Below are 14,890 nucleotides of genomic sequence, written 5' to 3'. Positions count from 1 at the left end.
ATGCTCAGGCCGCCGTGCCGGCTGGTGCGCTCGCACCGGATTCCTGGCTGCCTCCCTGGCCGTAGCCATACCCATAGCCATAGCCGTAGCCGTAGGCTTCCTGGTCGCCACCGCGGGCCTGGTTGAGCAGCACCAGCTTGATGGGGCAGGACTCGATGGTGGTCATGGCATGGCGCACCTGGGACTGCAGGGTCTTTTCGGCCTGCACCACCACCACCACCTGGCCCATGTGCGTGGCCAGCACACGCGCCTCGGTGGTCAGCAGCAGTGGCGGGGAATCGAAGATGATGATGCGGTCGGGGTAGCGCTGGCCCATTTCCTCGATGAGGCCGGTCATGGCATCGCTGGCCAGCAATTCCGTGGCGCGCGGGTGCGGTGTGCCGCTGGGCAGCAGGCTGAGCTTGTCGACGTTGGTGCGCAGCAGCACATCCGACATCTCCATCTTGTCGTCAAGCAGCAGGTCCAGAAGGCCCGGGCCCGCTGGCAGCCCGAAGGACTTCATCAGCGAGGGACGGGCCACGTCGGCGTCGACCAGCAGCACGCGGTAGTCCAGTTCCATGGCCATGCTCATCGCCAGGTTGATGGCGGTGAAGCTCTTGCCCTCACCAGGCATCGCGCTGGTGATCATGATGCGGTTGCCATGGGGCACCACCGAGGCGCCCTTGCCGGTGGCATTGGCCAGCAGCGGACGCTTGATCACACGGTACTGGTCGGCGATGGCGGAGCGAGGCGCGTTGGGCGTCACGTACCCGGCGGTGGTGAGCGCTGCGAGGTCGATGTTCACCAGCTTGGACACCGGCTCAGGAACGGGAACGGGAACGGGTGCGGATGCCGGCTCCGGTGCCGTGACGGCGGGAGGCGGTGCCGCCACCGCAGGGCTCGCCACCTGCGCCGCCGCGGCCTGGGCCAGTGGCTTCGGATTCTCCAGGGCAGCAGTGTCCACACCGGCCTGGCGCAGTTGTTCCAGGCGAAGGGCTGCTTTTTCAATCAGGCTGCTCATGGTTTCCAATCACTTCACAAGGCCGGACCGGTACGACAGCACCGCCATGCCAACCAGGACCACCAACACCAGCGCACCCAGGGATGCACTGAAACGCAGGAGACTGCTCCGCTCACGCTGGCGTGTCGCGTCGTTCCTGACCAGTGTCACCACGCCCAGCAGCGGCAGGTCGGTCGCGTTGCGCAAGGCGTTGGCGTTGAAGAACACCGGGCGGATCTGGCTCATCAGGAAGGTGATGCCCACGCCGGCGCCTATGCCCAGGATCAGCACCAGCGGCAGCATCAGCACCCGGTTGGGTGCCACCGGCTTGTTGCCCGCACGTGGCGGGTCGATCACGCGGAAGTCGGCCAGGCCGGTGGAGCTCTCCAGCTCGCCGCTCATGTTGATGGTCTCGCGGCGCACCACCAGGTCTTCGTAGTTCTTGCGGTGAACTTCGTAGTCGCGGTTGAGCTGGGCCAGCTCGGCCTCCATCTGGGGAGCCACCTTGAGCTGCTCACGGGCCCGTGCCACGCGGGATTCGTATTCACCGACGCGGGCACGCAATGAGGCGACTTGAACCTCGGAAGCCGAATGGATGCGCACCAGTTCCTGGATCGCCGGGTTCTGCGACACCAGCGGCGTGCCCGGGTTCGCGGCGGCCTGGCGCTGGAGCTCGGCCACTTCGCGGCGCTTCTGCTCTTCCAGATCCCGGATCAGGCGACGGGTGTTGACAACGTCGGGGTGCTGGTCGGTATACCGCTGCAGCAGGCTGTCCAGGCTGCGCTTGAGGTCGGCGATGCGCTGGTCCACCTCGGGCGTGGCGATCACGGCGCTGGGCTGCGGCGAATTGCGCTGGGCCGTGCGCACCGCCTCAAGCTGACGGGCCGCGGCCTCGCGGGCACTCTCGGCTTCGCGCAGCTCCAGGCGAGCCTGGTTCAGGGTGTTGGACAGTTCCGCCATGCGGGCCGCCGAATCCGGACCGCCCTGGGCCTGCATGTCCAGGTTGCGCAGCCGGAACTCCTTGAGACGGGTCTCGGCCTCGGTCAGCTTGGCCTCGTAGTTCTTGATCTGCTCTTCGATGAAACGGCGCGCGCTCTCGGAATCGCTCTTGGTGCTGCCCATGCCCGATTCAACGAAGATGGTCAGCAGCGAGCCCACCACGCGCAGCGCCATGTCGGGGCTTTCACCCCGGTAGGACAGGCGGTAGAGGTTGTCACGGCCACCCGCCTCGATGGACACCGAACTGGCCACCTGGGAAATCAGCCGTTCCTGCTCTTCCTTGGACTTGGCCGCCATGTCCAGGTCGGCCATGCGCACCAGCTTCTCCACCGTCGGGCGGTTGATGAGCGTGCGGCTGAGCATGGCCACCTGCTGCTCCACATCCGGCTGCACCGCCAGGCCGGCCATCAGCGGGCGCAAGATGGACTGGGTGTCCACATAGACCCGCGCCGAGGCTTCGTAGCGGTCGGGGATGAGCATCACGCCCACGGAAGCCACCGCGGCCACCAGCCAGGCCACCAGCACCCCGAGGCGGCGGTACTTCCACATGCCCCTCAGGTAGGTCGTGATTTGATTGATGAGGTCGTGCATGCAAGCAACCGTTAGAAGAATGCGAAACGTCCGGCCGGCGTTGCCGCCAGCCGTTGAGCGCCCGAGGCGCCAGCGTCAGAACCAGCCCTGCGGGATGATCAGCACGTCACCGGGCAGCATCTCCACGTTGGCGGAAATGTCGCCACCCTTGATGAGGTCGCGCAGACGCACGCTGTAGCGCTTGTTGCCTTCGGCGGCGCGCACGATCGTGGCCTTGTTGCCGTCGGCGAAGTCGGTCAGACCGCCCACGGCGATCATCACGTCCATCACCGTCATCTTCTGCTTGAACGGCAGGAACTGCGGCTTGGCCGCCTCACCCACCACACGCACCTGCTCGGCATAGGGGCCGACAAAGGTCGTGACGATCACCGTCACCACCGGATCGCGGACGAACTTGCCCAGAGCCTTCTCGATGTCGCGGGCCACTTCCTGCGAAGTCTTGCCTTGCGCAACCAGTTCATCCACCAGAGGCGCAGACACCTTGCCGTCCGGACGCACCGGCACGGTGGAAGACAGCTCAGGGTTGCGCCAGACGTTGATGTTGAGCACATCACCCGGGCCGATCACATAGTTGTAGTCCTTCGAGGCAGCGGCCACGGCCGGGGCAGGCGGATAGCTCGGGCTGCTGAAACCGGCGCAGCCGGCCACGGCCAGCACCGAGGCCGCCAGCGCCAGGCGGGAAACGGTGGCGCGCATGGTTCCTGAAGCTTGTCTTTGCATGGCTCGTTACCTCTTGAAGCGGGGATATGTTAGTAAAAGTTAACAGTCTTTTTGACTATACCCCAGCCCGCATACAAAACCCCTCTCAAGCTGCGTAACGGTCTGCGCAAACTGAGGATCGGCATGCACAAGCTCACGCTCTGGCGCATTTCCTTCGTACAGGTTTGCGCGGCCCGCCACAGCCAGAAGCGCAAAGGGGCAAACGGTAAAATGCCGGGTGCTTCCGCCACCAACCCCCAGGAACCCCAGCATGTCTCTTTTCTCCGCCGTCGAGATGGCCCCCCGCGACCCGATTCTGGGTCTGAACGAGCAGTTCGCCGCCGACGCCAATCCCCAGAAAGTCAACCTTGGTGTCGGCGTGTACTTCGACGACAACGGCAAGCTGCCGCTGCTGCAATGCGTGCAGGCCGCCGAAAAGGCGCTGATGGACAAGCCCTCGGCGCGCGGCTACCTGCCCATTGACGGCATCGCCGCCTACGACGCGGCCGTCAAGAGCCTGGTCTTCGGCGCCGAGGCCGAGCCCGTGAAGTCCGGCCGCGTGGCCACAGTGCAGGCCCTGGGCGGCACCGGCGGCCTGAAGATCGGTGCGGATTTCCTCAAGAAGCTCAAGCCCGAGGCAACCGTGCTGATCAGCGACCCGAGTTGGGAAAACCACCGTGCGCTGTTCACCAACGCCGGCTTCAAGGTCGACACCTACGCTTACTACGACGCCGCGCGCCGCGGCGTCAACTTCGACGGCATGCTGGCCAGTCTGAACGCGGCACCGGCCGGCACCATCGTGGTCCTGCACGCCTGCTGCCACAACCCGACCGGCTACGACATCACGCCCGCGCAATGGGACCAGGTGGTCGCGGTGGTCAAGGCACGCGGCCTCACCCCCTTCCTGGACATGGCCTACCAGGGCTTTGGCCACGGGATCGCCGAAGACGGCGCGGTGATCGGCAAGTTCGTCGCCGCCGGCCTGACCTTCTTCGTCTCCACCTCCTTCTCCAAGAGCTTCAGCCTGTATGGCGAGCGCGTGGGCGCCCTGTCCGTGCTGTGCGACAACGCCGATGAGGCGGCCCGCGTGCTGTCCCAGCTCAAGATCGTGATCCGCACCAACTACTCCAACCCACCCACGCACGGCGGCGCGGTGGTGGCTGCGGTGCTGAACAACCCGGAGCTGCGGGCCCTGTGGGAAAAGGAACTGGGCGAGATGCGGGTGCGCATCAAGGCCATGCGCCAGAAGCTGGTGGATGGCCTCAAGGCCGCCGGTGTGAAGCAGGACATGGGCTTCATCACCAGCCAGATCGGCATGTTCAGCTACTCCGGCCTGAGCAAGGACCAGATGGTGCGCCTGCGCAGCGAGTTCGGCGTCTACGGCACGGACACCGGCCGCATGTGCGTGGCCGCGCTCAACAGCAAGAACATCGACTACGTCTGCCGCGCCATCGCGCAGGTGGTCTGAACGCCCTCGCCGCCTGGCGCGCTGCACGTCTGGCCGTGCCCTACTGTGGAAGGTAGAACGGACGCGGCGCCGTCACGCCCTGCTTCACCTGCTCGGTGAGCGCATCGGCCAGCACTTCCTCGGCACCTGCCGCCAGCGCGTCCAGCGCGCGTTGCACGATGGTTTCGGGGCTGGTCTTGGGCACATCGAAGCCCCGCGTCAGGTCGGTGTCGACGTAAGCCATGTGCAGACCCAGCACCTGGGTCTTCTGAGCCACCAGTTCGTGGCGCAGCGAGTTGGTCAGCGCCCAGGCGGCCGATTTGCTCGCCGAGTAGGCGGCCAACTCACTGCCGTTGACCCAAGAGGCCACCGACAGAACGTTAAGCAGCGCGCCGCCGCCGTTGGCCTTGAGCACGGGCGCAAAGGCCTTGCTCACGTTCAGCATGCCGTAGAAGTTGGTCTCGAAGATACGCCGCGTCACCGCCTCGCTGTTCTCGGCCAGAAAGCCGCCGGGCTGGGCGATGCCGGCGTTGTTGATGACCAGGGTCACATCGCCGGCCTGCCGGACCGCGGCGGCGATCTGATCGGGCTGGGTGACGTCCAGCTGCAGGGCGTGCACCCCGGGCAGGGTCACGGTGGCGGGGTCGCGGGCCGCGGCGTAGACCTTGCGGGCACCGCGGGCGAGCAGTTCGCGAGAAAAGGCAAGGCCGATGCCACGGTTGGCACCGGTGATCAGAACAACGGAATTTTCGATCTGCATGGATGACTCCTGGGTGGGTTGGGGGTGTCGTATGACGGTGGTCATACTTGTAGGCGTGCAAAAGGTTCGGAAAGAACGTTCAGAGGCGGTGGTTCATCGCACCTGGATGACCACCTTGCCTTTGGCGCGGCCGCTTTCGACGTGGGCCAGGGCGTCGTTGGCGGCATCGAAGGGGAAGACCTTGTCGACCACGGGGCGGATGGCCCCCGATTCGATCAGGGACGTGATCTGTCGCAGTTGGCTGCCGCTGGCCTTCATGAACAGAAAGGCGAAGCGGACCTTGAGGCGTTGCGCCCGCCGGCGGGGGCCTAGGCTAAGCCCACGGATCACCTGCCTGACCAGCCAGGGAGCTTTGATGGCTTCTGCAAACTCGGGGTCGGCCGGCCCGGAAATAGAGACCAACTGGCCACCGGGCTTGAGCACACCCAGGGATTTCGCCAGGGCCTTGCTGTCCTGGCTGTGCAGCACGACGTCGTAGCCGCTCAGGCGGTCTTCGAAGGCTTCGGTCCGGTAGTCGATGGTCACGTCCGCGCCCAGGCCCTTGACCAGCACGGTGTTGCCCGCGCTGGTGGTGGTGGCGACCGTCGCGCCCAGGTGCTTGGCCAGCTGGATGGCGAAAGTGCCCACACCGCCGGAGCCCGCCTGGATGAAAACCTTCTGGCCCTTCCTGAGCCGGGCGATATCCACCAGTGCCTGCCAGGCCGTGAGGCCCACCAGCGGAATGGAGGCAGCCTCCACCATGCTCAGGTTGCGCGGCTTGAGCGCCACCGAGGCTTCCCGCACGGCAATGCGTTCGGCAAACGTGCCGATGCGCAAGTCGTCGGGCCTGGCGTAGACTTCGTCGCCCACCTTGAACTGGCGCACCCGGCTTCCGACGCCGATCACCACGCCCGCCACATCGTGGCCCAGCGCGAACGGTGTGCGGTATGGCAGGATGAGCTTGAACTCGCCGCTCCGGATCTTCGAGTCCAGCAGGTTCACCGCGGTGGCGTGCACTTCGATCAGTACGTCATCATCACGCACCGCCGGCTCTGGCATGTCGGCAGCGCGCAGCGGCGCCTTTTTCCCGTAGCGGTCTACAACGAAGGCCTTCATGCCTGTTCCTTGTTCAAAAGAGTCAAAAGAGGGCCTGGCACAGGTCCGACGCACCGGTCTGCCGACCTGCTTTGCATGATGATCATCATATAAACTGATAAAAAAAAGCGCCGGCCATCAGGCACCTGAAGAGTCCAGGCGCTTCAAGGTCGCGCTACACAGCGCGTCCGACAAAGCCGGGTCGTCGACGGCCCGGGCCAGGATCAGCGTACCCACCATGGTGGCCACCGACACCAGTGCGCGCTCATGGGCTGCGGGCTCTCCCCAATCGGGCGACTGGCGGGCGACCAGATCGATCATTTCCTTGATGTGGCGCGTGGCGGCCCGGCGCACTTCCGGCGACTGCCGAGGCATCTCGGAACCCAGGGCCGAAATCGGGCAGCCGGTCTCGATGCCCACCTGGTGCTCCTTGGAAAGGTATGTGTGCATCAGCGCCTGCACGGCCTGCTCCGGCGGAGCCGAGGCAATGACTTGGGCTGCATAGGCGTTGGACTCGGCACCGGCGCGGTCCGCCGCTTCGGCCAGCATGGCTTCGCGGGACTCGAAGTGGGCGTAGAAGGCGCCGTGTGTCAGACCCGCCTCTTTCATGATGTCGGCGACCCCGGTGCCGTCGTACCCGCTGCGCCGGATGGCGCGGGCGGCGGCCTGCACGATGCGCTCGTGCGAGGCCTCTTTGGCGGCGGTTCGGACGCTGGTGGCTTTTCGCATGATGAGCATCATACTCAGAATCGGGCTGACGTGCAAGCGTGGATCAAAACAAGTTGAAGAGGCGCCCCGGTTGTTCAGTTGACCGACCGGTCCAGGGTCTCAGGCAGCCGACCGGCTCAATGTCGAACGCGCCTCGCGGATGGGCAGGTTCACCAGTGCCGCGCCCAACGCAAGCACGGCGTCGGCTCACCATATCCACAGGTGGTTGCCGCTGTCAGCCATGGCGACACCGCCCAGCCAGGCGCCAAGGAAACCGCCGATATCCATTACGGATTCAGCCTCTCTTGGGGCACCAGCGTAGCAAGACCCTGGACGCTCAGCCCCAGAGCACGGAGCGCATCGAGATCGACGCCGCCTGGAAGCCTTCGTTGAAGTAGCGCGGCGCCTCCTGCTCGTGCACCGCGCCTGCCGCGTACAGCAGCGGCAGGTAGTGGTCCCAGGTGGGGTGGGAGAGCTGGGCCACCGCGCCCTGCTGCTGGAAATCCACCAGCGAGGCCAGGCGCCCTGCTCCGATGTGCTCCGCCACCGTGCGGTCGAACTCGATAGCCCAGTCGTAGGCCTGGTTGTTGGGCACGTCGCGGCGCACTGCGCGCAGGTTGTGCACCACGTTGCCGCTGCCGACGATCAACACGCCGCGCTCGCGCAGGCGGGCCAGTTCCCGGCCCAGCGCGAAATGCTCGGCCGGCGGGCGGCTGTAGTCCATGCTGAGTTGGATCACCGGGATGTCGGCCTCGGGAAACATGGGCTTGAGCACCGACCAGGTGCCGTGGTCCAGCCCCCATTCGCGCTCATCCAGGCCCAGGGGCCGGTCGCCGCCGGGCTGGTGCACGTCGGCACTGATGGCGCGGGCCACGGCGGGCGCGCCTGGCGCGGGGTATTGCTGGTCGAACAGCGCCTGCGGAAAGCCGCCGAAGTCGTGGATGGTCGGGGGCTGGCCCATGGCCGTGAGGTGCCAACCCTGCGTGATCCAGTGGGCAGATATGCACAGGATCAGGCTGGGTTGCGTGCCGCGCTGGCGCAGTTCCCTGCCCAGCGCCTGCCAGGTACGCCGCCAGTCGTTGTCCTCGATCGCGTTCATCGGACTGCCGTGGCCCACGAACATCACGGGCAGGCGTTCGGTGTGGGGCAAGGCCTGCAGGCCGGCCAGGTCACTGGCGGCGCGGGTGTTCGGGGAAGGCTGGGCGGAAGCGGTCATATAGGCTCCGAGAGCGGTGGCTGTGGCAGCGGCAACACCGCCGCCGGCCACGAGGATCGTACGTCTTTGCATGAGAAGGGCTTCAGGAGAGGGGCGCTCGATGGAGCGGGCCCGCGCCGGGGAAGTTCCACGCCACCGGTGGTCACGCCGGCAACGCCCGGACCCAGTCCACGGTGCGCTGCAGCCCCTGGCGCAGCGGAGTGCAAGGACGCCAACCCAGCTGTCGCTGGGTCTGATCGGTATCGGCCACCTTGACCTGCTCCAGCGGACGGTCGGGCAAGGCACCGAAGGCCGGCGCCGGACAAGGCGCGCTCAACTCGCACAGCAGGGTCACCACCTCCCGGATGGTGTGCAATTCCCCGCTGCCCAGGTCCACCGTCTGGCCGTCGATACCGGGCGTCTGCGCCATCCGGACCAGGCCCTCCACGACGTCGTCGACAAAGACCCAGTCCACGGGCCGATGGCCGCTGGAGAGCTGAGGCGACACACCTTGCGCCAGGGCGCGGCTCACATAGGGCACGAGCTTGCGGAAGTCGTGCTGGCCCGGGCCGTAGACCATGAACAGCCGGGCCAGCACCGCCGGTGTCTGGTACAGCGCGTGGAACATGCGCGCGTAGCCGCTGGCGGCCCACTTCGCCGCCGCATAGGGGGAACAAGGCACAGCCGTCGCGGCTTCGCTGCCATCGGGCTCTTCCAGGGAGCCCGCGAGCACCACCCGCCGACAGCCCTGCTCCGTGGCGGCAGACAGAATGTGGACCGCGCCCAGCAGGTTGCCTTTGAGCGTGGGCACCACCAGACCGGTCTCGCGACCACCGGTCACCTCACTGGCCAGGTGGAACACGCCGTCTGGCCGGACATCGGCAAACAGCTGCTGGACGGCGCGCTCGTCGGCCAGATCGGCCTGGTGCCAGTGCAATCCGGGCTCGTCAGAGGTACGCGCCGAGCGCGACACCGCATGCACCTGCACCCCGTCGGACAGCAGGCGGTCCTTGAGCGCGCCGCCGATGAAGCCGCTGGCGCCGGTGAGCAGAACACGGGAACCCTTCAGGGTGAGGACAGACATCATGGCGAGGGTGTGGGGTGGGCGGGTTGCGCGCCGATGCTATCGCAGTCCCGGCGCTGCAAAGTCCCGCGTCGCGCATCGGACAACTCCGTGACTTCCTAGGTGTTTACACCTGAACAGGGGTAATCGCATGCTGCTATATTGCACTGCAACATAACGATCCTCGCATCCCCATGCTGTACCAGATCTATGAAACGCAGCGCTCCATCATGGAGCCCTTTGCGGACCTGGCCGAAGTGGCCGCCAAGCTTTACAACAACCCTGTTCTCCCTTTCGCCCAGCATCCGCTGGCGCAGCGCATCTCGGCCGGCTACGACCTGTTGCACCGCCTGGGCAAGGACTATGAAAAGCCCAGCTTCGGCATTCCCACCGTCGATGTCGATGGCGTGGAGGTGGCCATCCACGAGCGCGTGGAAATCGACAAACCCTTCTGCGAATTGCGCCGCTTCAAGCGCTTCTCGGACGACACCGAGACGCTGGCCAAGCTCAAGGGCCAGCCGGTGGTGTTGATCGTGGCGCCGCTCTCGGGCCATTACGCCACGCTGCTGCGCGATACGGTGCGCACCATGCTCAAGGACCACAAGGTCTACATCACCGACTGGAAGAACGCCCGCCTGGTCCCCCTGTCGGAAGGCGAGTTCCACCTCGACGACTATGTCAATTACGTGCAGGAATTCGTCCGCTACCTGCAAGAGAAGTATGGCAACTGCCATGTAATGAGCGTGTGCCAGCCCACGGTGCCGGTGCTGGCCGCGGTGTCTCTCATGGCCAGCCGTGGCGAAACCCCTCCGCTGTCCATGACGATGATGGGTGGCCCCATCGACGCGCGCAAGTCGCCCACCGCCGTCAACAACCTCGCCACGCAACGCAGCCATGAGTGGTTCGAGAACAACGTCATCTACCGCGTCCCCGAGAGCTTCCCGGGCGCCGGCCGCCGGGTCTACCCGGGCTTCCTGCAACACACCGGCTTCGTGGCCATGAACCCGGACCGCCACGCGAGCAGCCACTACGACTACTTCAAGGACCTGATCAAGGGCGACAACGAAAGCGCCGAGGCCCACCGCAAGTTCTACGACGAGTACAACGCGGTGCTGGACATGGACGCCGACTACTACCTGGAGACCATCGAGACCGTGTTTCAGGCCTTCCGCCTCGTCAATGGCACCTGGGACGTGAAGAACGAGGATGGCGAGGTCGAACGCGTTCGGCCCCAGGACATCACCCGCACCGCCCTGCTCACCATCGAAGGCGAGCTCGACGACATCTCGGGCGCCGGCCAGACCGCCGCCGCGCACGACCTGTGCACCGGCATCCCCAAGGCCCACCGCATGCACTACGAAGCCAAGGGTGCGGGCCACTATGGCATTTTCAGTGGCCGCCGCTGGCGCGAGATGGTGCACCCGGTGGTCAAGAGCTTCATCCTGGCCCACCAGCCACCCACCGAAGGCAAGAAGCCGTCTGCCGCCCGCAAGACGGCGGCCGCGGCGCCGGTGAAAAAGGCCGTCGCGCCGCAGAAGAAGGCCCCGGCCCGCAAGGCGCTCGCGCGGACCTGAACCGGTCATGGCCGGCACGGAAGTGCCCGGTATAGTCGCCCGCATGAACGAACTGGCCCGGCGCATCGACGCGGCGCTGCCGCAGACCCAGTGCACGCGCTGCGGCTACCCCGACTGCGCGAGCTACGCGCAGGCCATTGCCGCCGGGGAAACCACCATCAACCGCTGTCCCCCCGGAGGGGCCGAGGGCGTGCAGCGCCTGGCCGCCCTCACGGGCCAGCCGGCTCGCCCACTGGACCCCCAGTGCGGCATCGAAGGCCCGGTGACCGTGGCCGTCATCGACGAAGACTGGTGCATAGGCTGCACGCTGTGCATCAAGGCCTGCCCCACCGATGCCATCGTCGGAACCCACAAACGCATGCACACCGTGGTGGAGCCCTATTGCACCGGCTGCGAACTCTGCCTGCCGGTCTGCCCGGTGGACTGCATCTCGCTGGACATCGTCAGCGGTGAGCGAACGGGCTGGCAAGCCTGGACGGACGCGCAGGCGCGGCAGGGGCGCGAGCGCTACGCCGCGCGCCAGGTGCGCCTGGTGCGCGAGAAGCAGGAACACGAGGCACGGCTGGAGGTCAAGGCACGCGAAAAGCTGGCCGATCTGGCGGCGCATTCCCAGATCACCGACGCGGCCCAACTGGACCGCAAACGCGCCGTGATCGAGGCCGCGCTGGCCCGCGCGCGGGCGCGGCGCGAGGCGCCGGAATCCTGAGGCTTCGCCTCAGGCGGTCACGGTCTTGTAAACCCCGCAGCCAACGTAGAACTCGTCGACCTTCACCACGTAGGACATCTTGCCCTGGATCGCGCCGGTGACGGGGTTGGCAATGTCGTACTCCACCCAACCCGGACCGGTCTCGGCCTGCTCGACGATGGCCGTGAGCAGGGCCGCGCCGTCCACGCCGGCGATCTCCTGCACGCGGCTGCCCACCTTCTCGGGCTTGCCACCGAAGGCGCGGTAGACACCATCCGCGTCCAGCGCAAAAACGTACATGTCGCGGTCGTGGAAGGCGCCTGAAGGGTCGGTCAGCGCCTGCAGGAAGCCGTCGCGCCCACGCTGTTGCCTCAGCGCCAGGGCCTGGTCCACCAGCACCATGGCTTCTTCGGCCGTGCCTTGCTGAAGCATGAAGGACGAGACCGCCCGAGCCAGGTGCGCGGCGCGCTGTTCGAGCCGCTCCGCCTGCGCCACCGCACGCTCGACCATCTGCGCATTGCGCTGGGTGATCTCGTCGAGTTGGGTGACCGCAGTGGAAATTTCGTGCAGGCCAGTGCTCTGCTCCGCGCTGGAAGCCGAGATGAGCGACATGTTGGCGGCCACGCCGCGCACGCCGTTGACGATCTGGCCCATGCTGCTGCCGGCCGTGCGCATGCGTGCCACGCTGGTTTCCACCTGCGAGCGAGACGCTTCGATGAGCGCACGGATCTCGCGCGCTGACCCCGCCGAGCGCTGCGCGAGCGTGCGCACTTCATTGGCCACCACCGCGAAGCCCCTGCCCTGCTCGCCGGCGCGAGCGGCCTCCACCGCCGCGTTGAGCGCCAGGATGTTGGTCTGGAAGGCAATGCTGTCGATCACGCCGATGATCTCGTTCATCTGCTGAGCGCCGGCCTGGATGCCCTCGACCGAAGCCACGGCGTCGCTCATGGTCTGGGCGCCCATTTCCGCAGCGGTGCGCACCTGCGCGGCCTGCTGGTCGGACTCGCCGGCGGTCTGCGCGTTCTGCCGCACGGCTCCGGAGAGCTGTTGCACGCTGGCCGCCGTCTGCTCCAGATTGGCGGCCTGCTGTTCGGTGCGGTCGGCGAGGTCACGGTTGCCCACGGCCAGGCTCTTGCCCGCATGGGCCACCAGAGCGGAATTGCTGCGCACTTGCGCCACCATGGCCGACAGGTTGCCCGCCATGCGAACCACCAGGTGCCCCAGGTCAGCAAGCTCGTCACGCCCGTTGACCACCAACGAGGCGCGCAAGTTGCCGTCCGCGGTCGACGCCATGGCCTGGCGCACCTGGTGCAGGTCGGCCATGAAACTGGCGTGGAAGGACAGCATGAGGTAGACCAGCAACGCCAGGCCGCCACCGGTGATGCCCATGGACCACGCGCTCTCAGCCTCCAGCGCCCACACGGCCTTGACCGGCCAGACGGCCGCCAGGGTCAGCACCATCAGCTTGCGGCTCAGCCGCAGGCGCCGCATCAGCCAGATACCCGGTGAAAGAAGTCGCGAAGAAGCCATGCCAGCCACGCTCCAACAAGAAGAAGGACACGAAAAAGCGGCGGCTCAATGCACGCCGCTCACGCCCGATCGCTGCACCACGAAATGGCGGAACAGCTCCACCGCCAAGGCCCGCAGCGTGTCGTCGGCCATGTTGTGGCCGTGCGAAATCTGTTCCAGCGCGTAGCGCCGGTCACACTGCATCAGCGCCGGACTCACGCACATGCCCTGGGTGGCCATGCGCAGGCAGAAGCGCTCCAGCAAGGCGCTGGGCCAGAGCTGCGCCGCTCCGCCTGCGGGCCAGACAGAGACGGGCGAACCATCGGAACGGAACGGGCGGGCGGACGCTTGCATGGCAGGCTCCTGCGGTGGTTGCGGAGCCCGCGCAAGCGCCAAGAGCCCCAGGAGCCATGAGCGTACGCGCACCCCATGCGACGCATGGGGCGGAAAAGAACGGGAAAAGGTGCCCTGCTCCGGCGCTCAAGGCGCCGGGAACGCTCAGGCTGCCAGGCGTTCGAAAGCCTGGACCACCTCGGGCGGGGCCTGCACCAGCTCGACCAGCACGCCCTCGCCAGCGATGGGAAACTCATCGTTCGCCTTGGGGTGCAGGAAGCAGATGTCGAAGCCGGCCGCGCCCTTGCGGATGCCACCGGGCGCGAAGCGCACACCCTGCGCGGTCAGCCATTCGACCGCTTCGGGCAGGCGGTCTATCCACAGGCCGACGTGGTTGAGCGGCGTGGTGTGCACGGCCGGCTTCTTCTCCGGATCCAGCGGCTGCATCAGGTCGACCTCGACCTTGAAGGGACCGCGGCCCATGGCGCAGATGTCCTCGTCGACGTTCTCGCGTTCGCTGCGAAAGGTTCCCGTGACCTCCAGGCCGAGCATGTCCACCCAGAGCTTCTGCAGGCGCTGCTTGTCGGGGCCGCCGATGGCGATCTGCTGGATGCCCAGGACCTTGAAGGGGCGTTGTAGCGAAGAAGGCATGGATCAGTGAACTCCGTTGATGAGACCCGCCGGACATTCCAGCGACCAGACGGTGGCCGGTGGCAGGTTGGCCCAGACCGAGGCGGCGCGGCGCCAGCGCCAGCCCGGCGGGATGTGATGAAAAGGGCGCTGATGGGGCGCCGCATAGGTGTACTGGATCAGCCGCGAGCCCGGCTGGCGGCCTATGACGCAGAGCATGGCGTCGATACAGCGCTGCGCCTCTTCCCTGGGCATGGACAGCAGTGGCAGCGAGGACACCAGGGTGACCGGCGAACGGCTTTCGATCGCCAGGGAATGGACCTGGGAAGCGCAGTGGTTGAGCACCTCCAGCGTCGGGAACGCCGAACGCAGCAGGCGGGCGAAGTCGGCGTTGCGCTCGATCACCACGAACCGCTCCGGCACCAGAGGCGAGGCCGCCAGCGCGCGGGTGATGGCGCCGGTGCCGGCCCCCACCTCGATCAGCACGGCGGGCCGCTCGCGCTGGACCTCGTTGGCAATGGCCCGGGCCAGTGCCCGGGAGGCCGGCGCGATCGCACCCATGCGGCGCGGATCGCGCAAACACCCCAGGGCAAAAGCCAGACCATGCCGCATAGACACCCCTCGTAGTTGCCTGTGGCGAAGGG

At 66.7% G+C, this 14,890-nt stretch carries 15 protein-coding genes; 3 read left to right on the top strand and 12 right to left on the bottom strand.

Annotation, left to right across the window (positions count from 1 at the left end; genetic code table 11):
* Positions 1–4: 4 nt before the first annotated feature.
* The 3 genes from KIT53_RS00785 to KIT53_RS00775 form a co-directional block, all read right to left on the bottom strand.
* Positions 5–1,000 carry an XrtA-associated tyrosine autokinase gene (locus KIT53_RS00785; RefSeq protein WP_297746091.1) on the bottom strand — a complete coding sequence of 332 codons (996 nt, stop codon included), beginning with the start codon at positions 998–1,000 and terminating at the stop codon, positions 5–7.
* A gap of 9 nt (positions 1,001–1,009) precedes the next feature.
* On the bottom strand, positions 1,010–2,569 hold the full coding sequence (locus tag KIT53_RS00780; protein ID WP_297746088.1) for an XrtA system polysaccharide chain length determinant: 1,560 nt from the start codon (positions 2,567–2,569) through the stop codon (positions 1,010–1,012).
* A 75-nt stretch (positions 2,570–2,644) separates the two neighbouring features.
* On the bottom strand, positions 2,645–3,265 hold the full coding sequence (locus KIT53_RS00775; RefSeq protein WP_297746085.1) for an XrtA/PEP-CTERM system exopolysaccharide export protein: 621 nt from the start codon (positions 3,263–3,265) through the stop codon (positions 2,645–2,647).
* A gap of 274 nt (positions 3,266–3,539) precedes the next feature.
* Between KIT53_RS00775 and KIT53_RS00770 the strand changes: the two genes are divergently transcribed.
* A complete protein-coding gene (locus tag KIT53_RS00770) occupies positions 3,540–4,736 on the top strand; it encodes an amino acid aminotransferase (RefSeq protein WP_297746082.1) in 1,197 nt (398 codons plus the stop codon).
* A 40-nt stretch (positions 4,737–4,776) separates the two neighbouring features.
* On the opposite strand, the gene KIT53_RS00765 is transcribed toward KIT53_RS00770, so the two are convergent.
* The 5 genes from KIT53_RS00765 to KIT53_RS00740 form a co-directional block, all read right to left on the bottom strand.
* Entirely contained in the window at positions 4,777–5,475 is a 699-nt protein-coding gene (locus KIT53_RS00765; protein WP_297746079.1) for an SDR family oxidoreductase, read from the bottom strand.
* A 93-nt stretch (positions 5,476–5,568) separates the two neighbouring features.
* The gene (locus KIT53_RS00760) at positions 5,569–6,570 is read right to left on the bottom strand and encodes an NADP-dependent oxidoreductase (RefSeq protein ID WP_297746076.1); all 1,002 of its coding nucleotides are present in this window, start codon (positions 6,568–6,570) and stop codon (positions 5,569–5,571) included.
* Between the two features lie 117 nt (positions 6,571–6,687).
* On the bottom strand, positions 6,688–7,290 hold the full coding sequence (locus tag KIT53_RS00755; RefSeq protein WP_297746073.1) for a TetR/AcrR family transcriptional regulator: 603 nt from the start codon (positions 7,288–7,290) through the stop codon (positions 6,688–6,690).
* 304 nt (positions 7,291–7,594) lie between these two features.
* A complete protein-coding gene (gene ygiD / locus KIT53_RS00745) occupies positions 7,595–8,473 on the bottom strand; it encodes a 4,5-DOPA dioxygenase extradiol (protein ID WP_297746070.1) in 879 nt (292 codons plus the stop codon).
* A 142-nt stretch (positions 8,474–8,615) separates the two neighbouring features.
* Positions 8,616–9,539: an NAD(P)-dependent oxidoreductase gene (locus KIT53_RS00740; protein ID WP_297746067.1), complete on the bottom strand. Its 924-nt coding sequence runs from the start codon at positions 9,537–9,539 to the stop codon at positions 8,616–8,618.
* 170 nt (positions 9,540–9,709) lie between these two features.
* Between KIT53_RS00740 and phaZ the strand changes: the two genes are divergently transcribed.
* Both phaZ and rsxB read left to right on the top strand, forming a co-directional pair.
* Positions 9,710–11,089, top strand: coding sequence for a polyhydroxyalkanoate depolymerase (phaZ, locus tag KIT53_RS00735; protein WP_297746064.1), 1,380 nt, complete (start codon positions 9,710–9,712; stop codon positions 11,087–11,089).
* Between the two features lie 43 nt (positions 11,090–11,132).
* On the top strand, positions 11,133–11,795 hold the full coding sequence (gene rsxB, locus KIT53_RS00730) for an electron transport complex subunit RsxB (RefSeq protein WP_297746060.1): 663 nt from the start codon (positions 11,133–11,135) through the stop codon (positions 11,793–11,795).
* A 9-nt stretch (positions 11,796–11,804) separates the two neighbouring features.
* Here the strand turns inward: rsxB and KIT53_RS00725 are convergent, their stop codons facing one another.
* From KIT53_RS00725 to KIT53_RS00710, 4 genes are all read right to left on the bottom strand, one after another.
* The gene (locus KIT53_RS00725; RefSeq protein ID WP_297746057.1) at positions 11,805–13,304 is read right to left on the bottom strand and encodes a methyl-accepting chemotaxis protein; all 1,500 of its coding nucleotides are present in this window, start codon (positions 13,302–13,304) and stop codon (positions 11,805–11,807) included.
* A 45-nt stretch (positions 13,305–13,349) separates the two neighbouring features.
* A complete protein-coding gene (locus tag KIT53_RS00720) occupies positions 13,350–13,637 on the bottom strand; it encodes a hypothetical protein (RefSeq protein WP_297746054.1) in 288 nt (95 codons plus the stop codon).
* Positions 13,638–13,781: 144 nt separating this feature from the next.
* Complete coding sequence (locus KIT53_RS00715) at positions 13,782–14,267, bottom strand: VOC family protein (RefSeq protein WP_297746051.1); 486 nt, start codon at positions 14,265–14,267, stop codon at positions 13,782–13,784.
* A 3-nt stretch (positions 14,268–14,270) separates the two neighbouring features.
* Positions 14,271–14,807: a hypothetical protein gene (locus KIT53_RS00710; protein ID WP_297746049.1), complete on the bottom strand. Its 537-nt coding sequence runs from the start codon at positions 14,805–14,807 to the stop codon at positions 14,271–14,273.
* Between the last annotated feature and the right edge of the window lie 83 nt (positions 14,808–14,890).

It is taken from the genome of Hydrogenophaga sp., from assembly GCF_026125785.1.
Classification (GTDB): Bacteria; Pseudomonadota; Gammaproteobacteria; order Burkholderiales; family Burkholderiaceae_C; genus Hydrogenophaga.
The sequence above is the reverse complement of the archived record's forward strand: the minus strand, read 5'-3'. Positions and strand labels throughout refer to the sequence as shown.